This is a genomic window from Glaciimonas sp. PAMC28666 (assembly GCF_016917355.1).
Lineage (GTDB): Bacteria > Pseudomonadota > Gammaproteobacteria > Burkholderiales > Burkholderiaceae_D > Glaciimonas.
In genome coordinates this window covers 1,427,796-1,448,408 of record NZ_CP070304.1, presented here as the reverse complement: position 1 = coordinate 1,448,408, position 20,613 = coordinate 1,427,796, and the positions used below count along the sequence as shown (strand labels likewise).

General features: G+C 51.8%; 22 protein-coding genes and 1 other RNA gene. 18 read left to right on the top strand and 5 right to left on the bottom strand.

Going from position 1 to position 20,613, the window contains the following annotated elements; genetic code table 11:
* Positions 1–114 precede the first annotated feature (114 nt).
* The 8 genes from hisA (at position 115) to tatC (ending at position 4,877) form a co-directional block, all read left to right on the top strand.
* A complete protein-coding gene (gene hisA / locus JQN73_RS06155) occupies positions 115–927 on the top strand; it encodes a 1-(5-phosphoribosyl)-5-[(5-phosphoribosylamino)methylideneamino]imidazole-4-carboxamide isomerase (RefSeq protein ID WP_205322230.1) in 813 nt (270 codons plus the stop codon).
* Positions 924–1,688, top strand: coding sequence for an imidazole glycerol phosphate synthase subunit HisF (hisF, locus tag JQN73_RS06150; RefSeq protein WP_205322229.1), 765 nt, complete (start codon positions 924–926; stop codon positions 1,686–1,688). The genes hisA and hisF overlap by 4 nt, the downstream gene beginning before the upstream one ends.
* On the top strand, positions 1,685–2,098 hold the full coding sequence (gene hisI, locus JQN73_RS06145) for a phosphoribosyl-AMP cyclohydrolase (protein ID WP_205322228.1): 414 nt from the start codon (positions 1,685–1,687) through the stop codon (positions 2,096–2,098). The genes hisF and hisI overlap by 4 nt, the downstream gene beginning before the upstream one ends.
* Positions 2,095–2,472, top strand: coding sequence for a phosphoribosyl-ATP diphosphatase (locus JQN73_RS06140; protein ID WP_205322227.1), 378 nt, complete (start codon positions 2,095–2,097; stop codon positions 2,470–2,472). The genes hisI and JQN73_RS06140 overlap by 4 nt, the downstream gene beginning before the upstream one ends.
* A 75-nt stretch (positions 2,473–2,547) precedes the next feature.
* Positions 2,548–2,919, top strand: a complete 372-nt coding sequence (locus tag JQN73_RS06135) for a histidine triad nucleotide-binding protein (protein WP_205322226.1) — start codon at positions 2,548–2,550, stop codon at positions 2,917–2,919.
* A 225-nt stretch (positions 2,920–3,144) separates the two neighbouring features.
* Entirely contained in the window at positions 3,145–3,369 is a 225-nt protein-coding gene (tatA, locus tag JQN73_RS06130) for a Sec-independent protein translocase subunit TatA (protein ID WP_205322225.1), read from the top strand.
* Between the two features lie 92 nt (positions 3,370–3,461).
* Complete coding sequence (tatB, locus tag JQN73_RS06125; protein WP_205322224.1) at positions 3,462–3,959, top strand: Sec-independent protein translocase protein TatB; 498 nt, start codon at positions 3,462–3,464, stop codon at positions 3,957–3,959.
* 150 nt (positions 3,960–4,109) lie between these two features.
* Positions 4,110–4,877 carry a twin-arginine translocase subunit TatC gene (tatC, locus tag JQN73_RS06120; protein ID WP_205322223.1) on the top strand — a complete coding sequence of 256 codons (768 nt, stop codon included), beginning with the start codon at positions 4,110–4,112 and terminating at the stop codon, positions 4,875–4,877.
* A gap of 128 nt (positions 4,878–5,005) precedes the next feature.
* Here tatC and JQN73_RS06115 read toward each other — a convergent pair whose 3' ends face one another.
* Together JQN73_RS06115 and JQN73_RS06110 are read right to left on the bottom strand one after the other, a co-directional pair.
* The gene (locus tag JQN73_RS06115) at positions 5,006–5,695 is read right to left on the bottom strand and encodes a DUF2461 domain-containing protein (RefSeq protein WP_205322222.1); all 690 of its coding nucleotides are present in this window, start codon (positions 5,693–5,695) and stop codon (positions 5,006–5,008) included.
* Between the two features lie 61 nt (positions 5,696–5,756).
* The gene (locus JQN73_RS06110) at positions 5,757–6,926 is read right to left on the bottom strand and encodes a Do family serine endopeptidase (protein ID WP_205322221.1); all 1,170 of its coding nucleotides are present in this window, start codon (positions 6,924–6,926) and stop codon (positions 5,757–5,759) included.
* A 16-nt stretch (positions 6,927–6,942) separates the two neighbouring features.
* On the opposite strand from JQN73_RS06110, the gene JQN73_RS06105 reads away from it, so the two are divergent.
* The 8 genes from JQN73_RS06105 to JQN73_RS06070 all read left to right on the top strand — a co-directional run bounded on the left by JQN73_RS06105 (position 6,943) and on the right by JQN73_RS06070 (position 16,562).
* Positions 6,943–7,725 carry a Nif3-like dinuclear metal center hexameric protein gene (locus JQN73_RS06105; RefSeq protein ID WP_205322220.1) on the top strand — a complete coding sequence of 261 codons (783 nt, stop codon included), beginning with the start codon at positions 6,943–6,945 and terminating at the stop codon, positions 7,723–7,725.
* A gap of 44 nt (positions 7,726–7,769) precedes the next feature.
* Positions 7,770–8,156 (top strand): RNA-binding S4 domain-containing protein, encoded by a 387-nt coding sequence (locus JQN73_RS06100; protein WP_205322219.1) that lies wholly within the window; start codon positions 7,770–7,772, stop codon positions 8,154–8,156.
* A 492-nt stretch (positions 8,157–8,648) separates the two neighbouring features.
* Positions 8,649–9,314 (top strand): TetR/AcrR family transcriptional regulator, encoded by a 666-nt coding sequence (locus tag JQN73_RS06095; protein ID WP_205322218.1) that lies wholly within the window; start codon positions 8,649–8,651, stop codon positions 9,312–9,314.
* A 25-nt stretch (positions 9,315–9,339) separates the two neighbouring features.
* Complete coding sequence (locus JQN73_RS06090; RefSeq protein ID WP_205322217.1) at positions 9,340–11,130, top strand: acyl-CoA dehydrogenase C-terminal domain-containing protein; 1,791 nt, start codon at positions 9,340–9,342, stop codon at positions 11,128–11,130.
* An 85-nt stretch (positions 11,131–11,215) separates the two neighbouring features.
* Positions 11,216–13,603 (top strand): 3-hydroxyacyl-CoA dehydrogenase/enoyl-CoA hydratase family protein, encoded by a 2,388-nt coding sequence (locus JQN73_RS06085; RefSeq protein ID WP_205322216.1) that lies wholly within the window; start codon positions 11,216–11,218, stop codon positions 13,601–13,603.
* A 14-nt stretch (positions 13,604–13,617) separates the two neighbouring features.
* Positions 13,618–14,814 (top strand): acetyl-CoA C-acyltransferase, encoded by a 1,197-nt coding sequence (locus JQN73_RS06080; RefSeq protein ID WP_205322215.1) that lies wholly within the window; start codon positions 13,618–13,620, stop codon positions 14,812–14,814.
* 206 nt (positions 14,815–15,020) lie between these two features.
* Positions 15,021–15,785, top strand: coding sequence for an enoyl-CoA hydratase (locus tag JQN73_RS06075; protein ID WP_205322214.1), 765 nt, complete (start codon positions 15,021–15,023; stop codon positions 15,783–15,785).
* Positions 15,786–16,235: 450 nt separating this feature from the next.
* Positions 16,236–16,562 (top strand): hypothetical protein, encoded by a 327-nt coding sequence (locus JQN73_RS06070; protein WP_205322213.1) that lies wholly within the window; start codon positions 16,236–16,238, stop codon positions 16,560–16,562.
* Positions 16,563–16,800: 238 nt separating this feature from the next.
* On the opposite strand, the gene JQN73_RS06065 is transcribed toward JQN73_RS06070, so the two are convergent.
* From JQN73_RS06065 to JQN73_RS06055, 3 genes are all read right to left on the bottom strand, one after another.
* A complete protein-coding gene (locus JQN73_RS06065) occupies positions 16,801–16,950 on the bottom strand; it encodes an entericidin A/B family lipoprotein (protein WP_240162451.1) in 150 nt (49 codons plus the stop codon).
* Positions 16,951–17,158: 208 nt separating this feature from the next.
* Positions 17,159–17,836 carry a MarC family protein gene (locus JQN73_RS06060; protein WP_205322212.1) on the bottom strand — a complete coding sequence of 226 codons (678 nt, stop codon included), beginning with the start codon at positions 17,834–17,836 and terminating at the stop codon, positions 17,159–17,161.
* Between the two features lie 87 nt (positions 17,837–17,923).
* Positions 17,924–19,195 (bottom strand): D-amino acid dehydrogenase, encoded by a 1,272-nt coding sequence (locus tag JQN73_RS06055; protein WP_205322211.1) that lies wholly within the window; start codon positions 19,193–19,195, stop codon positions 17,924–17,926.
* 177 nt (positions 19,196–19,372) lie between these two features.
* Here JQN73_RS06055 and rnpB point away from each other — a divergent pair.
* Together rnpB and JQN73_RS06045 are read left to right on the top strand one after the other, a co-directional pair.
* An RNA gene (gene rnpB / locus JQN73_RS06050) (RNase P RNA component class A) lies at positions 19,373–19,700 on the top strand.
* A 316-nt stretch (positions 19,701–20,016) separates the two neighbouring features.
* Positions 20,017–20,571 carry a fasciclin domain-containing protein gene (locus JQN73_RS06045; protein WP_205322210.1) on the top strand — a complete coding sequence of 185 codons (555 nt, stop codon included), beginning with the start codon at positions 20,017–20,019 and terminating at the stop codon, positions 20,569–20,571.
* The last annotated feature ends 42 nt before the right edge of the window (positions 20,572–20,613 follow it).

The window sequence follows — 20,613 nt, the reverse complement described above, 5'->3', positions numbered from 1 at the left end:
TATTTGATGCTTAATTTTTGATGCCTGATGCCTGATGCCTGATCGTTAATCTTAAGCATTTTATTCGCCAATGTTTTACGCATTTTTTTCTAACCCACTTTTCAAACTGTAGCCATGCTGCTGATACCTGCCATCGACCTGAAAGACGGTCACTGTGTACGCCTGAAACAAGGTGACATGAACCAAGCCACTGTATTCTCCGATGATCCCGGCAAAATGGCGCTGCATTGGCTGGAGCAAGGCGCGCGCCGTCTGCATCTGGTTGATTTGAACGGCGCTTTTGCTGGAAAACCGAAGAATGAGTCGGCGGTAAAATCAATTATCAAATCGGTTCGCGAGTTCGCGTTAGCCCACGGCATCGATGAAATTCCGGTGCAATTGGGTGGCGGTATCCGCGATCTCGACACCATTGAGCGTTACCTGGATGACGGCTTAAGTTTTATCATTATCGGTACTGCTGCCGTGAAAAATCCCGGCTTTTTGCACGATGCGTGTAGCGCTTTTCCAGGGCAAATTATTGTTGGCCTGGACGCCCGCGATGGCAAAGTTGCGACCGACGGCTGGAGCAAATTGTCGGGCCATGAAGTCATCGATCTCGCGAAGAAATTCGAAGACTATGGTTGCAACTCCATCATCTACACCGATATTGGTCGTGACGGCATGATGGGCGGCGTCAATATCGAGGCCACGGTGAAACTGGCGCAAAGTATGTCAATTCCGGTGATTGCCTCAGGTGGCGTACACAACATCCATGATGTAGAGGCTCTGTGTGCCGTTCAGGACGAAGGTATTGAAGGTGTCATTTGCGGTCGTTCCATTTATGAAGGCACGCTTGATCTGTCAAGCGCGCAAGAACGTGCTGACGAACTGACGGAGTTCGCTGGCGATGACAGCTTGCCGGAGCAGCCGGACGCTGACCAACCATGACGCTCGCTAAACGCATCATTCCTTGCCTTGATGTCACCAATGGGCGCGTCGTCAAGGGCGTCAATTTCACCGAGCTACGCGATGCCGGCGATCCTGTCGAAATTGCGCGTCGTTATGATGAGCAGGGTGCGGACGAGCTTACCTTTCTGGATATTACGGCGTCCTCGGACAATCGGGATCTGATTCTTGACATCATCGAAGCGGTAGCGTCGCAGGTCTTTATTCCATTAACCGTCGGCGGCGGTGTGCGTGTCGTGTCCGATGTGCGGCGTTTGTTAAACGCGGGCGCAGATAAAGTTAGTATTAATACTTCTGCCATCACCAACCCGCAGTTAGTCGCAGACGCCGCCAGCAAATACGGTTCGCAATGTATCGTCGTTGCCATCGACGCGAAGCAGACAGCGCCCGGAAAATGGGAAGTCTTTACCCACGGCGGCCGCATCGCTACCGGACTGGACGCGATTGAGTGGGCGCAGAAGATGGAGCTGCTTGGTGCCGGGGAAATCCTGCTGACCAGCATGGATCGGGATGGGACCAAGTCCGGATTCGATCTGGCGCTCACCAGCAGCGTTTCCAACGCGGTAAGAATACCGGTGATTGCATCCGGTGGCGTCGGCGGTCTGCAGGATCTGGCCGACGGCATCAAGATCGGTCGTGCCGATGCGGTATTGGCGGCAAGTATTTTTCATTATGGGCAGCATACTGTGCAGGAAGCGAAGCGCTTTATGGCCGCACAACAAATCCCAATGAGGCTGGCATGAGCGCAACCTGGTTAAATAAAGTGCGATGGGACGAGAGTGGTCTGGTCCCGGTGATTGCCCAAGAAGTGGGATCAGGCGATGTGCTGATGTTCGCCTGGATGAACCGCGAGGCGCTCGCAAAAACGGTCGCACTGGGTGAAGCTGTGTATTGGAGCCGTTCGCGCAAAAAACTCTGGCATAAAGGCGAAGAGTCCGGTCACGTGCAAAAAGTGCACGAGATCCGCCTTGATTGCGATGAAGACGTGATCTTGTTGAGAGTCGAACAGGCTGGCAGTATCGCGTGCCACACCGGACGCCATTCCTGTTTCTTTCAAAAATTTGAAGGCTCGGAAAAGTCGGGACTCTGGAATGCGGTAGAGCCGGTGCTGAAAGATCCTGAGACGATGTACAAACATAAGTCATCATCATGAGCGAAACGTTAAAACGCCTGGCCGAAATAATTGAATCGCGGAAGTTGGTCAACGGCGGAGATCCTGAAAAGTCGTATGTTGCGCGGCTGTTTTCCAAGGGCGACGACGCAATTTTAAAAAAAATCGGGGAAGAAGCGACCGAAACCGTGATGGCGGCCAAAGACGCACGGGTGGACGGCGATAAATCGCATGTGCTGTATGAATGCGCTGATCTGTGGTTTCATTCGTTAATCATGCTGGCGCAGTTTGACTTGACCCCGCAGGACGTGCTGAATGAACTGGCGCGCCGTGAGGGATTATCCGGGATCGAAGAAAAGGCCAATCGGAAACTGGTCGCACGCGAAGCCGATGAGAAGCCGGGGCCAAAAGAATAAAGTGTAAAATAATTCACAAGATACCTCTGACGAGGCTATCGTTAAAAAACTGTTATTCGCGCCGTGGAGATGAATTTGGACAACTGTATTTTTTGCAAGATCGCTTCTAAACAGATATCATCCGAGCTGATTTACGAGGATGACGACGTCGTGGCGTTCCCCGACCACAATCCTGCAGCGCCGGTGCATTTTTTGATTATTCCGAAGCAACATATTTCTACCCTGGCAGACTGCAGCGAGCAGCACGCCGCGTTGCTGGGTAAAATGATGTTATTGGTGCCACGCCTGGCCCAGCAGCAAGGTTGCGGTTACCAGGTGGACGCTGACGGCCAAGCCAGCGGTGGCTTCAAGACTTTGTTCAATACCGGTCCTGCTGGCGGCCAGGAGGTATACCATTTACATGTGCATGTGATTGGTGGTCCGCGCCCATGGAAGGGGCAGCATTAGAGAATAAGCCGGTTTTGCGGTGCAGGATCGAATTTAGTTATTAGTTATTAGCTATTAGTTATTAGTCATTCGTAATTAGTAATTAGTAACTAGTAATTAGTAACTAGTAATTAGTAATTAAGACATTGAGTCATTAAAGTAAAAAAGTACACGGTCAGGCCAGACACCATTGTTTGGCCCCGTGGTTATAGCGCTCCGGACATCAGCGTCCGGCAAGGAGATAGTATGGGTTCGTTCAGTATTTGGCACTGGTTAATAGTGCTGGTTATCGTGATGTTGGTCTTCGGCACCAAAAAAATCGGCAATATGGGCGCTGACCTTGGCAAAGCCGTTAAAGGTTTTAAAGACGGCGTTAAAGGCGAAGAAGAGAAAGAAGCCGATGCGCAAGCGCAAGCTGTCAAGCCGACCATCGACGTCACAGCCAAGGAACAGGATAAAACCGGTCGCTAACTGGTGATCCTCGGTGAAATGTTTTTTCGCCGGAGTTCTACCAATTCGCGTTTGCCGCAACAACCTTATGCAGTCACCCCACGCAATTACCCATGATTGATATTGGCCTCACGAAACTTGCAGTAATTGGCGTCGTTGCACTGGTTGTTATCGGACCGGAAAAATTGCCAACCGTAGCGCGCATGGCGGGCTCGTTGTTCGGGCGCGCCCAACGTTATATCAACGAGGTCAAATCAGAAGTCAGCCGTGAGATCGAACTCGAAGAACTGCGCAAGATGCACAAAGACGTGCAGGAAGCAGCCAGTGGCTTTGAGAACAGTATCTCGCGTACGGTGTCGGACACCAAAGATTCGATCCATGCTGCATGGGATGACAACCTGACCGACACGCCGGTAATGTCTGGCAATGTCGAACAACTTGCACGCAAAGCAAAAAATTTCCGCAAGAAAAAGCTGGCAAAAAATAGCGCCATTCCCGGATGGTACAAAAGCCAAAATGGTCGTAGAGCACGGGTGACCTCCGGCGCTGCCCGAGTTGCAAAATATCGCCCAGCCGATCGGACCAAAAGCGGCTCCTCGTTTTACGCATGAAATTAAGCATGAAGTCAAGCATAAATTTCAGCGTAAATCACCCGCCTGTCAGTGTCAGTAATATTAGTAACAATGCGAGTGGACCCAATCCATCGCCGTTGCCCCCTATGCGCCAGCAGGCTAGTCTGCACAATAACGTTGCTGTGAACCATGACTGAAGACCTAAAAACCGGTGCCATCGAGGAAACATTCATCTCGCATCTGGTGGAACTGCGCAACCGCATCATGAAAGCATCGATTGCGATTATCGTCGTATTTCTGTGCCTGATGCCGTGGGCTGCAAATATTTACGATCTATTGGCAGCACCGATGATTGCAGCACTGCCAACTGGCAGCAAAATGATCGCTACCGGCGTCATCACGCCATTTCTGATTCCCGTCAAGGTCACCTTGCTGGTGGCATTCGTGATTGCCCTGCCATGGGTTCTGTACCAATTGTGGGCGTTTATTGCGCCGGGTTTGTACACCCATGAAAAAAAGCTGATCGCGCCACTGGTGATCTCCTCTTCTGCACTGTTTATCACCGGGGTCGCGTTCTGTTACTTCTTGGTTTTCAAGGTGATCTTCCACTTTATCAATAACTTTGCGCCCAAATCGATTTCGGTCGCGCCGGATATCGACAGTTATTTTGATTTTGTGATGACGATGTTCATCGCCTTCGGTCTTACCTTTGAGGTCCCGATCATCGTGATCGTGCTGGTGCGGATGGGGCTGGTTTCGCTGGAAAAGCTTAAGGCGATCCGGCCTTACGTCGTGGTCGGCGCGTTCGTTGTCGCGGCAGTCGTCACACCGCCGGATATCATGAGCCAGTTACTGCTGGCTGTGCCGCTGTGTCTGCTGTACGAAGTTGGCCTGCTGGTCGCGCCCTTGTTCGTCAAAGCCACGCAAGCACCGAAGGATGCGGAAGAAACAATCTGATTCCCAGCTTAAAGGGAAGTGACCGGAGAAGTGGTCTCCGCCTTGATGTGTTTATGGGAACAGCCGCGTTCAACTCCAAAGGTGGATGGTTTATCGGCCATCACCCTTTGCACCCATCCTCAATCTGATCACTCTTCTGATGCGTCTGTGTTGATCTGACGCAGCCAGCTAACAAGTGGAAACGCGTCCTTGAAGCTGGCGACAAGTTCTTTTTCCATCGCCTCGCCGAGCATTTTGTTGATCGGCTGTTCTTTGCGCACCAGAAAACTTTTCAACCGAACATAGTCAATGTGCGGTGACGCAGGATCAAAACCCTTCGGCGGGCGCACCAGCTGCTCGCCAATCTGAAGACCATCGTAACTTCCCACTATTTTTTTATTTTTTATCAGCTTACTAAAGCCGACGCTATCGGTGACGATCTGCTGACGGATGGCGCGTAACCGATCTGCGGGCGGAAGATATTCTCCTGCGGCGATGCGTAACATGCCATCGGCATTCACGTGGAAATAATACATCGGACCGCCGCCCTGGCTCGGTCGTTTCAAACCGCTGGCGGTAATCGCGGCAGAAAAAGTGGTCTTATACGGATTTTTATCGTGTGAAAAGCGCATGTCGCGGTTAATTCTAAACAAGGCTTTTTTCGGATTGCAGGCCGCTACAGCGGGATCGAAGCGCGTAATTTCGCCAATCAGACGAACTACCAACTCAAGAAACTCGGCCCGCAAGATGTCGTAACGCGGTTTGTTCATCACAAACCACGCACGATTATTATTTTCCGATAGTTCGGCCAGAAACTGCTTCAAATCGCGTACGTGCATCCGTTACTCTCTATTCCTGGTTTTTTTATTCTTGTGCTTGTTCTTGTGCTTGTTCTTGTGCTTATTCTTGTTCTTGCTGCTTGATGAGAGGGCGTTTTCCTATCGTCAAGACAATCGACATTTTTTTCGTTTTGCGGATAATCGCCATCGTGACTTTAGTGCCGGGCGCAAATTTTGCGACGACGTTCAGCAAATCAGTCGTGTCAGCAATCGGCGCATCATTGATTGCGACCAGAATATCACCGGGTTTCATACCTGCCCGGTCAGCGGGGCCGTTCTTCAATACGCCAGCAATGATCGCCCCGGTTTTTTGTGCCAGGCCAAAGCTCTCGGCGAGTTCTGGCGTAATATCTTGCGGTTCGACCCCGATATAGCCACGCACAACGGTGCCGGTATTGATGATCGATTCCATCACCGTTTTGGCGGTTGAGACGGGAATGGCGAAACCGATACCCAGCGAGCCGCCAGTGCGCGAGTAAATTGCCGTGTTGATGCCAAGCAAATTGCCGTTGGTATCGACCAGTGCCCCTCCAGAGTTACCGGGATTGATCGCGGCATCCGTCTGGATGAAGTTTTCAAAAGCATTGATACCGAGATGGCTGCGTCCAAGTGCCGAAATGATGCCCATAGTGACGGTCTGACCCACACCAAATGGATTGCCGATCGCCAAAACGACATCGCCGACGCTGGCTTGATCGATGTGGCCCAGCGTGATTGCGGGCAGGTTTGGCAAGTTGATCTTGATTACCGCCAGATCGGTGTCGGGGTCACTTCCCACAACCTTGGCTGTTGCAGTCCGTCCATCCGCCAAACCAACCTCAATTTCGTCAGCGGCTTCGACCACGTGATTGTTGGTCAGAATATAGCCTTGCGAACTCACGATGACGCCAGAACCCAGACTCGACTGTTTTTCTTCCGGCTCAGAACGATCACCAAAGTATTTTTTGAATAGCGGGTCCTGCAAAAGAGGATTTGGCGTCGCCTTGGCTTCCTTGGTCGTGAAAATATTGACGACCGAAGGCATAGCAATTTTCGACGCATCGCGATAGGAGTTCTGGATTTTTGTGCCGGGTGCGGCTTCCTGGATTGGCACTTTGGACGTCGCGATGTGGAGACGCGTGTTCGCACTTAAGCCGCCGTTAACCCATTCGGGTTTGAGGGTCGTTACAATGAACCAAATCGCTAAACCGATAGTGACGGTTTGCGCAAACAATAGCCAGAAACGTCGCATATAAGAGGGCCTGATAATGCATCAAAAGTTGGTGGGGAAAAAGTCGGTAAGTCGCGTGCAACTTGAAAAATATTTGGCAGATAGGCTAAATATTACACAATACCGTGATTATTGCCCAAATGGCCTGCAGGTGGAAGGGCGCGCTGATATATCCACGCTGATTACTGGCGTAACCGCCAGCCAGGCGTTGCTCGAAGCGGCGCTTGAGGCTGGCGCCGATGCGATCCTTGTGCATCACGGGTATTTCTGGCGAGGCGACGACGCGCGGGTGATTGGGCCTAAACACAATAGACTGAAATTGCTTTTGACGCACGACATTAATCTCTTTGCCTATCATTTACCATTGGACGGTCATACAGAATTGGGTAACAACGCCCAGTTAGCAAAGGAACTGGGATTGCTACCAACCGGCCATTTTGGCGAAAATAATCTTGGCTGGTGCGGCACCATAGCGGACCCGACGGTGCAAACCGTCGGCGATCTGGCGCAATTAATCGCGCGCAAACTCCGGCGTCAGCCAACCCTGATCGGCGATCCGTCGCAACCGTTGGGACAAATTGCCTGGTGCACCGGCGCGGCCCAAAATTTTTTAGGTGATGCCATAGCGAACGGTGCCAGTGTCTATATCAGTGGCGAAATTTCGGAGCCAACAGTCCATCTGGCGCGAGAGTCCGGGGTTGCCTATCTGGCGGCAGGCCACCACGCCACCGAGCGCTACGGCGTGCAGGCCTTGGGCCAGCACCTTGCAGAACACTTCGGTCTGGCGCATCGCTTCATTGATATTGACAATCCTGTTTGAATTCTGTTTGATGGCCTTTATGATAAATCCGGAGTGCGGCACCTATGCAAAATGATCTACAAACGGTTCGCATCGATAAATGGTTGTGGGCCGCACGGTTCTTCAAAACTCGCTCACTGGCAACAGAGGCGGTGCTGACGGGAAAGGTCAGCCATAACGGGGACCGGGTCAAGCCTGCTCATAACGTGAAGATTGGTGACACACTGGGCATCAACAATGGTGCCAACGAATGGGAAGTTGCGGTCCAGAGACTCGCCGAAGTGCGGGGATCGGCCGCCATCGCACAAACGTTATATACGGAAACCGAGCAAAGTCTCAAAAAACGTGCGGTGGTGGCAGAAGACCGGAAGTACTTCCATGAACCGACAATGCTGATAAAAGGGCGTCCTACCAAGCGGGATCGGCGCTTGATTGATAAAAATCAAACCTAACACAGCGGTGGGGAGTAGGACATTCCAGCCTGATAAGGGTGCGCTACCTGCATCCACTCAGCATATGTGGTGCTATTTAGTTATCTTCGAGCGATACGTGTATCGTTCCAGTGCACGTAACGTCGCCTCAGTTCGCGCCAAAAAGACCTGAATCGTCAGGTGATAACACATTATTTCGTCATAACCCAAGTCCAATAAGCATCAATAGAATTTGCCCTCTAAGTCGTGTTCACAGGCTATTTATGGTGCATAATAGAACGGTCGTTCGTATTATTTGGATCGAATGATGAATAACTTTAGGACCTACATAGAATGTAGTTCAACGAGAGATCTCGGCTAGTCCGAGGTCGGGGTCGAGGCCGCTGAAGCGGACTCTGGGATTTTTCGCCAGGCATCACGTCGTTGAATTCATTCTACACAACGCCTAAAACGCTGACTTATAAAGACGGGATTACTGTGGAACATACAATCATTGGCACGCAGAGCAAATTTATGCGAAAAGGTGAGCTTACGCGCGTAGCAATCCTTGATGTCGCGCTCGATCTTGCCAGCCGCGATGGTCTGGAAGGGTTGACGATTGGCTTGCTGGCTGAAAAAATGAGCATGAGTAAGTCGGGTGTATTCGCCCATTTCGGCTCACGTGAAGATCTGCAGTTAGAAGTCGTCAAGCTCTATCACCGGCATTTCGAACAAGAAGTTTTTTTCCCCAGTCTCAAGGAAACACGCGGCTTACCACGCTTGCGCGGGATGTTTGCGCGTTGGGTCAAGCAGGTCACGATCGAAATTTCATCTGGCTGCATTTATATCAGTGGAGCAGTTGAATACGATGATCGGCCGGGACCAATCCGCGACCAGCTAGTATCCATGGTGGATACCTGGCAAAAGGCGTTACGACGCTGTGTGCTGCAGGCAATTGAAGCCGGTCATCTGGGTACGGATACCGATCCCGACCAATTGGTATATGAAATGTATGGATTGATTTTAGGGCTGCATCACGATGCCCGATTTCTCAAAAAAGCCGGTAGCGAAGAACGCGCGCAAGCTGGCTTTGATCGTCTCATCCAGACTTATCACAGTCATGCATCGGAACAAAAAACAAACGTCAGCGTAAAGGCGTCAGCAAAAATTCACACTTCCTCTGCCAATAAAGCAGTCTGACAAAATTAATCATCAGGAGAACACCATGGGTCAATACATCGCGCCACTGCGAGATATGCAATTCGTCATGCACGAGTTGTTACATGTCGAAGATGAACTGAAGCAGTTGCCGAAGCACGCCGAGATTGACGCTGATATCATCAATCAGGTTCTGGAGGAAGGTGGAAAGTTCACTTCGCAGGTTTTGTTCCCCCTCAATCATTCCGGCGACCGTGAAGGGTGCCATCACGACAAAGAGCATAAAACTGTCACCACCCCAAAAGGCTTCAAAGAGGCCTACAAGCAATATGTTGAAGCCGGATGGCCTTCGCTGTCGTGTGCGCCCGAATTTGGTGGTCAGGGCTTGCCGCTGGTGATGAACAACTCTTTTTACGAGATGATGAATTCGGCCAATCAGGCCTGGACCATGTATCCGGGCTTGTCGCACGGCGCCTACGAATGCTTGCTAGAGCATGGAACGCCAGAACAAAAAGCGGTGTATTTGCCGAAACTCGTATCGGGTGAGTGGACCGGTACCATGTGTCTGACTGAATCCCATTGCGGCACCGATCTCGGGATGTTGCGCTCAAAAGCCGAACCGCAATCAGACGGCTCTTACAAGATCACCGGCAGCAAGATTTTCATCTCCGCCGGGGAGCATGATATTGCCGATAATATTTTGCATCTGGTGCTGGCGCGGTTGCCTGATGCACCGCAAGGCTCCAAAGGCATCTCGTTGTTCCTGGTACCAAAATTCTTGCCGAACGCCGATGGCTCTCTGGGTGCGCGCAATCCCATCACCTGCGGTGCGATTGAAGAGAAAATGGGTATTCATGGCAACTCCACCTGCCAGATGAATCTGGATGGTGCACAGGGCTGGATTATCGGTGCGCCACACAAAGGCTTGAATGCGATGTTTGTATTCATGAACGCGGCGCGTTTGGGCGTGGGAATGCAAGGCTTAGGATTAACCGAAGTCGCGTATCAAAACGCACTGGTGTATGCGAAAGACCGTATTCAGATGCGCAGCCTGTCCGGCATCAAAGCACCGGACAAAGCCGCTGATCCCATCATCGTGCATCCGGACGTGCGCCGCATGCTATTGACGGCCAAAGCGTATGCAGAAGGCGGCCGCGCATTTTGCACTTATGTGGCCCTGCAAATTGACAAAGAATTGAATCATCCGGACGAAGCGGTGCGCAAGGATGCGGCTGACGAAGTGGCCTTGCTGACGCCGATTGTCAAAGCGTTCATTACGGACAATGCCTGGATCGCCACCTCTGAATGCATGCAAGTCTATGGCGGTCATGGTTACATCGCTGAGTGGGGCATGGAGCAATACGTGCGTGATGCCCGTATCAACATGATTTATGAAGGCACCAACACCATTCAGTCACTGGATTTATTAGGCCGCAAAGTGCTGATGGACAACGGCGCTAAATTGAAAAAATTCGGCGCCAAGGTCCAGGCCTTCATTGAGGAAAATGGTACTGATGAAGCGCTATCAGAGTTCATTACGCCGCTCGCCGATCTAGGCGATAAGGTCACCAAATTGACCATGGAAATCGGCATGAAGTCATTCCAGAACCAAGACGAAGCCGGTGCCGCTGCGGTGCCGTATCTGCGGGTAGTCGGTCATCTGGTATATGCCTACTTCTTTGCCCGGATGGCAAAGATCGCATTGGAAAAACAGGATAGTGGCGATAAATTCTATGTGTCGAAATTAGCCACAGCGCGCTTTTACTTTGCCCGTTTATTGCCAGAGACAGCCACGTTGATTCGTCAGGCACGCGCCGGTTCCGCTAGCCTGATGGCATTGGATGCCGATTTGTTTTAAGTATTTTTGCACGGCGAGAAGCAATTTTTTCTGTGCATTATTTCTGTATTTTATGTATCAGGATTGCTAAATTAAGGAGACAACAGTGTCCAATTTCATCGTAAAAAAAGTCGCCGTTCTCGGTGCTGGTGTGATGGGTGCGCAAATTGCTGCGCACTGCCTGAATGCCCATGTACCCGTCATTCTGTTTGACCTGCCAGCCAAGGAAGGCCCAAAGAACGGGATCGTGCTGCGCGCCATTGAGAATCTGAAAAAACTCAGCCCGGCACCGCTAGGCAACAAAGATGACGCAGCATTGATAGAAGTCGCCAATTACGAAGACAATCTGGCGTTGTTGGCCGATTGCGATCTGATCATTGAAGCAATTGCCGAGCGCATGGACTGGAAGCACGATCTTTACAAAAAGGTTGCGCCGCATATTGCACCCAACGCGATTTTTGCTTCGAACACGTCCGGACTGTCGATCACTGCATTATCAGAAGGTTTTGACGCTGAATTGAAGGCGCGCTTTTGCGGTGTGCACTTTTTTAATCCGCCGCGTTATATGCATCTGGTCGAACTGATTCCGACCGCGACGACCCGTCCGGAAATTCTGGATCAGCTCGAAGGCTTCCTCGCCACCACGCTGGGTAAAGGTGTCGTGCGTGCCAAAGATACCCCTAACTTTATCGCAAACCGTGTCGGTGTTTTCGGTATTCTCTCGACCGCGCATCAGGCGGAAAAATTTGGTTTGTCAGTCGATGTCGTGGATGACTTGACCGGTGCCAAATTAGGCCGCGCCAAATCGGGTACTTTCCGCACCGCCGACGTCGTGGGGCTGGATACGATGGGGCATGTCATCAAGACCATGCAGGACAGCCTCAAAGATGATCCGTTCTTCGGCGTTTATGCAACTCCGCCATTACTCGCCAAGCTCATTGAGCAAGGCGCATTAGGCCAAAAAACCGGCGCCGGGTTCTATAAAAAAGTGGGTAAGGACATCCAGCGGATAGACGCAGCAACCGGCGAGTACGTCACCGGCGGGGGCAAAGCAGATGAGCTGGTGGTACGCATTCTGAAAGACAAAGATCCGGTCAAACGCATGAAAGCTTTGCGCGAATCGACCAATCCTCAAGCACAATTTCTGTGGTCGATTTTCCGTGACGCTTTCCACTACATAGCGATCCATTTAGACGCGATTGCCGATAACGCACGCGATATCGATTTTGCGATGCGCTGGGGTTTTGGCTGGAGCGTTGGCCCATTCGAAATTTGGCAAGCCGCCGGTTGGCAGCAGATTGCTGGTTGGGTCAAGGAAGATATTGATGCTGGCAAAGCATTGTGTAATGCACCGTTACCGGCTTGGGTATTTGACGGCCGCAACGGCGTTCACAGCGCTGATGGTTCCTATTCGCCAGCCAGGCAGGGCAATGTCGCCCGTTCTGATCTGGCCGTTTATCAGCGCCAGACATTCCGTGCGCCGTTAGTCGGCGAAGGTGTCGCTGACGGTGCTACCGCTGGCACCACGGTATTCGAAGATGAATCGGTGCGCCTCTGGCACCAAAACGACGAGGTCCTGATCCTCTCCTTCAAAACCAAAATGCACGTCATCGGACCGGGCGTTATTGCCGGCCTCAACATGGCAGTCGCTGAAGCAGAGAAGAACTTTAAAGGTTTGGTGTTGTGGCATGCGGACGCGGCCAATGGCGGCGCGTTCTCGGCTGGCGCAGACCTGCAATCAATGCTCCCGCTATTCATGTCCGGTGGCGTTAAAGCGATTGAGCCGATGGTCGCCCAATTGCAGCAAGCTTTCATGGCGATGAAATATGCGGGCGTTCCGGTCGTCGCCGCGGTGGCTGGTCTGGCGCTCGGCGGCGGTTGTGAACTGGCGCTGCATGCTGCCAAACGCGTCGCTTCACTCGAGTCTTATATCGGGCTGGTGGAAGTCGGTGTCGGTTTGATTCCGGCTGGCGGCGGTTTAAAAGAAGCCGCATTGCGCGCAGCGCATGATGCTGGTGGTAACGATATTCTGCAATTCCTGAAATCATCTTTCCTCAATGCGGCCACCGCGAATGTCTCAAAGTCGGCGCTGGAAGCGAAGAAGATGGGATATCTGAAATCCAGCGATGTGATCGTTTTCAATGCGTATGAATTACTGCATGTCGCCAAAGTCGAAGCCCGCGCCATGTTCGACGCAGGATATCGTGCGCCGCTGAAAGCATTGATTCCGGTCGTCGGTCGCAACGGCATTGCGACCATCATGGCGCAATTGGTGAACATGCGCGATGGGGGTTTTATATCTGCGCATGATTATAAATTGGGTTGCATGGTGGCTGATGTTGTTTGCGGTGGCGAAGTCGAAGAAGGCAGCCTCGTGAACGAACAATGGCTGCTGGATCTGGAGCGCAAAGCCTTTATGGAATTACTGAATCATCCAAAAACGCAGGAGCGCATTATGGGCATGCTGCAAACCGGCAAGCCGGTCCGCAACTAATAACGGAGATTTAAATGACTAAACAACTTCAAGACGCCTATATCGTTGCCGCGACCCGCACGCCAATCGGTAAAGCGCCACGTGGCATGTTCAAGAACACCCGTCCCGACGATTTGTTGGTACGCGTACTGCAATCGGTGCTGACGCAAGTGCCTGATCTGGACCCTAAACTGATCGAAGACGCGATCATCGGCTGTTCGTTCCCTGAAGGCGCACAAGGCCTGAACATGGCGCGTAACGGTATTCTGCTGGCCGGATTGCCGAACACCATCGGTGGCGTTACCGTGAATCGCTACTGCGCTTCCGGCATTACCGCCATTGCGATGGCCGCTGACCGGATTCGGGTTGGTCAGGCTGATGTCATGATTGCAGGCGGTGCCGAATCGATGTCCATGGTGCCGATGATGGGCTTTCACCCATCGATCAATATGAACGTCTTCAAGGACGAAAATATTGGCATGGCCTATGGCATGGGGCTGACGGCAGAAAATGTCGCCAGGCAATGGAAAGTTTCGCGCGAATCGCAGGATGAATTTGCTTTGGTGTCGCATCAAAAAGCCATTGCCGCGCAGTTGGCAGGCGAGTTTGATGATGAGATGACGTCCGTTGATATCATTGACCGTTTTCCGAATCTGGCAACCGGACAAATTGATATCAAGACCCGCACGGTTAATCGTGACGAAGGTGCGCGTGCTGAATCGACCTTGGCAGCGCTGGCAAAATTGAAACCGGTGTTTTCTCCTAAAGGAAGCGTCACTGCCGGTAACAGCTCGCAAACCTCGGATGGTGCCGGTGCCTTGATTCTGGTCAGCGAAAAAATTCTGAAGCAATTTAACCTCACGCCGCTGGCACGTTTCGCCTCCTTTGCGGTGCGTGGCGTTCCACCGGAAATTATGGGAATTGGCCCGAAAGAAGCGATTCCAGCAGCATTACGTGCCGCGGGCATCACCCAGGATCAACTGGACTGGATTGAACTGAACGAAGCCTTTGCGGCACAGGCATTGGCCGTGATTCAAGACCTTGGTCTTGATCCATCCAAGGTCAACCCAATGGGCGGTGCGATTGCTTTGGGTCATCCACTCGGCGCGACCGGTGCGATCCGTGCCGCTACTACGATCCATGCTTTACGTCGTAAGAATTTGAAGTACGGCATGGTGACAATGTGCGTTGGGACCGGCATGGGCGCGGCGGGGATTTTCGAACGAATGTAACTAAGGTAACTAAGTTAGCCAAGGTAGCCGCGCGGTCGGCTTCACCATTTGCATGATGAAAAATAAGGCCGTGCTGCTTTGCTGCTCGGCCTTTTTATCGACAAGTGAACCGGTTTTAATGAGAATGGTTGCGGCTTTCCAAAATGCTCAACTGTTCGGAACAGTAACATCATCAATGAATATTTTTAGCCCTACCGGAGAGACTAATGGACATTTTGACGAGCAAAGAAAACGGCATATTGACGATTACCATCAATCGGCTGGAGAAAAAAAATGCGCTAACGGCAGCGATGTATCAAACCATGGTCGATGCGATCAAAGAGGCCGAAGTCGACGCCTCGGTGCGGGTTATTCTCTTTGTCGGGCAGCCACAGATATTTAGCGCCGGTAATGACATCGAAGATTTTTTAAAAAATCCTCCGAATAGTCAAAGCAGCCCGGTATTTCAATTTCTATGGCAAATAAGTCACGCCACCAAACCGCTCGTCGCGGCGGTGGCCGGTGCTGCGGTCGGTATCGGCACCACCATGCTGTTACATTGCGATCTGGTATATGCCGCCGACAACGCGCGCTTTTCAATGCCATTTACGCAGCTTGGCGTGTGTCCGGAAGCAGCATCGAGTTTGCTGTTTCCACAACTCGCCGGTTATCAACGGTCGGCAGAAAAGCTGTTGCTGGGGGAAGCATTCGATGTGACCGAAGCACATGCAATGGGCTTGGTGAACAAAATCCTGCCAGCAGCGGAATTGCTGGCGTTTGCGCAAGGGCAGGCAGCTAAGCTGGTTGCTCTGCCTGCAGCGTCGATCCGGATTTCCAAGCAGCTCATGAAGGGGCCTCAAATGACCGCGATTGACGCGCAAATGGCGCAGGAAATCGCGCACTTTGGCGTGATGCTCAACGCGCCTGAAGCGAAGGAAGCGTTCACGGCCTTCTTTGAAAAGCGTCGTCCAAATTTTAGTCAGTTTAGTTAAGCCGCTGTTTCGAGAAAGCTATAGGAATTTGGATCGGTGACGGCATGGTCGTTACCGGTCTGCATCCACGTCACTAACTGATCCCTTCCCAATTCAAGACTTCACAGAAAGTCTCTTGATGCCTTATACTGGTTTTGTCCCTGACAAAGAGGGGAACTGGTTTGACAGCCTGACTTATCCAAAGTGCACAAACGGCGCAATGCCGTTTTTGTGTGTGCTCACCCTTGTTGCGCCTTCATTGGGCGGTGATGGTGGGGAGGCTTCGGCCTGCCGGTTGCTTTGGATACTGGTCTGTCAACCCTGCTATTTGCCGCCCACCCCGTTTGACAGCGGGGCGCGGTATTAACACCATCCAAAGGAAATAACAATGCCGAGTATCACCACGTCCACTCCCTCTAGTTTGCAAACCATGAAGCTCCTTACTAGCCACGCTAAAAAGGGAATGCAATCATGAAAAAACCGACAAGGACGACCCGATCCTCCTCCGCTGCACCAACACCAGAAGCCCACCATCAGGCCTTTTCATGGCTGCCATCACACCATCAACACGATCAGCATGCACAGTTTTATGCCATGACGGTAGATATCTGCCAGGGCGTCAAAATCTGCATCGATCTGGCGCAGGTAAGCAACGCTGACCGTGGCACCGATACGTTGCCGATGTTGGATATCAATGCCACCGAACGCTTGCTGCGACTCGCGTTGATATCGTCCCAGATACTGGCGGAAATGGCCGAGGGGCGTATTGATGGACTCAGTAATCCCACCCCGGAATGACCGTATGATGCCGGGGCGATGCCTCGCTGCGTTTGAGAATTAGTTACCGCGATGGACGATAAGTGTTATTGACTGTGGTTTTGACGGAAAAAATCGCCAATGATTTTTAGCCGGACCGATGTAGATTGATGGTTATTCGGTACAGTTAAACTGCCTACGAGCAAGAATGCAAAAACCCGACATAGCGTCGGGTTTTTTCGATGGCGTAGACTTGAACGCCACCTTAATGTGCTGCTATTTACATTTTAGCTTTGGTGTCTTGCGCCGCATCTTCCACCTTTTGACCGCCCGACTGGACATCTTTGCCCATACCGGCGAACGTATTGCATGCTGAGAGGATACCGAACACGCTAATGATTGCTGCGATCGAAACGATTTTCTTGATCATGATTGGCTCCTGGTGCTGTTGATAAAAATGCTGCATCTACGATTAAATACTACGACTAAATTCTAGTATATCTTTGTGGCTAATTCCAATTGTCAGGAAAAGTCAGGCAAAGATTATACTTTCCGCAAGATTGTGTCTATAGAAGCAGCGTATTCATGTTGTTTATAGGAAAATAATCTCTGAAGTTCCTACACAATCTGACTTTCGGCTACAAACCGGCCGTATGCAGTTGAAGCAGCAAGCCGCCCACGCCGTCCCATAAAATCTGGACGCCGATACAAAGCAAAATAAACGAATACATACGCAACATGACGGTGGTACCGGTGTCGCCGAGCAACCTGACCAGCACGCCCGCAAAACGGTTGCTGAAATACACCGCAGCGGAAGCCAAAGCCAAAGCGACAATCGCTGCCACCAACGTGAGGATCACGGGGACCTGGGGGATTCTAAGGCCCGCACCGAGGGTGATGGCGACAGAAATCGAACCGGGTCCCACAGTGAACGGGAAGGTGAGCGGATAGAAGGCTTTTTTGGAGGCGAGTTCCTTGGTCCAGAGCGATCCGGGAATGGTTTCCACCTTCTGGACCTCTTCCGTGTTCAGTAATTTCCAGGCGGTGGCAATCACCAGCAGGCCTCCTGCGACCTTCACCACTGGTAGCGAGATGCCAAAAAACGCGAGGACGTGGGTGCCGATAAACATGCCGGCAACTAGCAAAATAAACGTATTGACGGCTACGCGCCAGGCCAGGGCGTTGCGGGTGGCGTCCGACGCGCCCGCAGTCAATGAATGAAAAATGGGGGCGTTACCGGGCGGATTCATGATCGGCAGAAGCGCGGCCAGTACAAAGAAAACGGTTTTTACAAACGCGAGTAAGTGGAATTGCATGTGGTGTGGAGGTTCGTCGTGGGAGTGCGATTGGCATAGAGCATGCAACTCCAGATTTTAGACTGAGGAGATGTTGGCGGCAAGACTTTAGCCGCGGAACGCAAAAGGGCTGTTCTCGATGCCGGGGCTCTGCCCGTTAACCAACTGTGATAAAAGAGTCACACTTCCGTGGGCAAGCGTCCAACCGAGGCCGCCATGCCCGACATTCAAATATAAATTAGCTACCGGCGACGCGCCAATGATCGGCACCCCGGTTGGCGTGGCAGGGCGTAAGCCAGCCCATGGCGACAATTCGGTGTCTGAAAGGCTCGGGTCCACGCTTCCAGGAAATAGCGCGCCGATTCCGCGTTTCAGTTCTTGAATTGCGCGTTGGGGGATATGCCGATTAAGACCGACGATCTCCACCCGTCCAGCGACGCGCAAACGTTCGCCTAGTCGTGAATAAACGATTTTCTTCGAAAGGTCAGTAATCGATACCTTGGGCGCAGCCGCCTGACTTGCGCCGTTCAGCAGAGGGATCGTAAGGCTGTAACCTTTGAGCGGATATACGGATAAGTTGAATCCTGCCTGACGCGCAAATGCGGCGCTATGGACACCCATCGCCAGAACAAATTTATCGGCCGCGATCTGTTCATCTCCCGCCTGCACCGCTATCAGTGCGCCGTTGCGCATTTCAAGCTTGCCGACGCGCTGGGAGGGAGTGAAACGAAATTGCGGATGTTGCGACATGGCTGCAACCAGTCGCTGACAAAATACTGCGCAGTCGCCAGCTTCTTCGCTCGGGGTGTACACGCCGCCGACCCAGTCGCGCTGTGCATTTGCCAAAGCGGGTTCAATGGCGATACAACGCGCGGCATCGATCACTTCTTGCCGGGAGCCGTGGCGGGCTTGAAATTCGACTTGTCGGCGCGCCGCGGCCAAGCCTTTGGTATCCGTAAACATGACCAATTTTCCGGCCGTTTTGTGCTGAAAATCGAACGGCACCGCTGCCATCATATTTGCCAGCTGATCACGACTGAAAAAACCGAGGCGCAATAAGTCAATCGTCGTTTTTTGCGCGGTTGCAGTATTGCAGGATCGTAAAAACTGCAGCAACCAGCGCCATTGCGAGGGATCCATCTTTGGGTGCAGTGTGAGCGGCGAGTCTGCACCGAATAAATAGTGTGGCCAGTGCGTCCAGACCGAGCGGTCTGCAAGCGGCGCTACATAGGAAAAACTCAGTTGACCGCCGTTGGCCAGACTGGTTTGGGCGCCAGCTTTTGCCTCCGCATCGATCAATGTAACCTGATGGCCAGATTCAAGCAGGCGATAGGCGGAGGTCACGCCGATGACGCCAGCACCTAAAACAACTATATGCATGTCGGTTCCTGCGGCTAAAAGTGAAATGCCTCGCGCGCGTTGACTTCAGCTAAATTGATTGATTCAACTATACGGATTGCGCAGTCAACGGTCACATGCTGTTTAAGAATACAAATATCTGGTGTTTTACGGGAATCGACCTTTGCTGCGGGTCGACACTGAGGTAAAATGCCGCTTGAAGTAAGCCAGACAACCGCTGGTCATTCAGCGCAAGCTGTCTGGCGGGAGGAAGGTCCGGACTCCATAGAGCAGGGTGACGGTTAATGGCCGTCCGCCGTGAGGCGAGGAATAGGGCCACAGAGACGAGCGTATTAAGTTACGGTGAAACGCGGTAACCTCCACCCGGAGCAATTCCAAATAGGCACGCGTTGATGTTGCTCGCGGAGCGTGCGGGTAGGAAGCTTGAGCGCTGGAGTAATTCAGCGCCTAGAGGAATGGTTGTCATAACGGGCGGGCGCAAGCCTTATCGTCGTAACAGAATCCGGCCTATCGGCTTACTTCATTCTTTTTCAATTTATTTGCATATCTGCCAACTGCAGATATGCAAATATCGCCTTGCCTTAGTATCGCCTTAATGCGTCCTTATTGCAGCCGCAATATCGCCAATATTGCCAATATCGCTATACCCGGCATCAATTTTTCGGCACTCATCTCCCGATGTGAATTTTTCCATTTCCCTGTTGGCGACGTGTCGGGTGACGTCCGCTGCATTTGACTCGTGTTTTTTTGGGTAGAACTTTCGAAGCGTTGAATCCAGTTTCAAAATACGCGCGTATATGACTCTGCAAGCTCCGAAAACTGACTCTCTCAAGGAAATTATCATGCGCAAATTCAGCACTGTTATCACCCTCTCAGCAGCTTTGTTGGTCGCCAATGTGGCCTTCGCCGAAAACACCGTAATGGTCGGCGGTCAAAGCATGTATCCAAGCAAAGACATCATCGATAATGCTGTCAATTCGGCTGACCACACCACTTTGGTGGCCGCTGTAAAAGCGGCTGGACTGGTCGATACGCTTAAAGGAAAAGGTCCTTTTACCGTCTTTGCGCCGACCAACGAAGCTTTTGGCAAGTTGCCTGCCGGTACGGTAGATACACTGGTTAAACCAGAAAACAAAGCGACGTTGACCAAGATTTTGACGTACCACGTCGTACCGGGAAAATATGATTTTACGGCGCTCTCGAACGCCATTACAAAAGGTGGTGGCCAAGCTGAATTGGCGACTGCAAGCGGCGGCAAGTTAACCTTCAAGAAAAATGGCATGCACAACATTGATGTCATCGATGAAGCCGGTAACGTCGCCAGCATCAGCACCTATGATGTGTATCAATCGAATGGCGTTATCAATGTCGTCGACAGCGTTTTGATGCCGAAATAATGTCGTCAGCAGATCGCCCCTGTTCAGTCTTTTGATGCGACT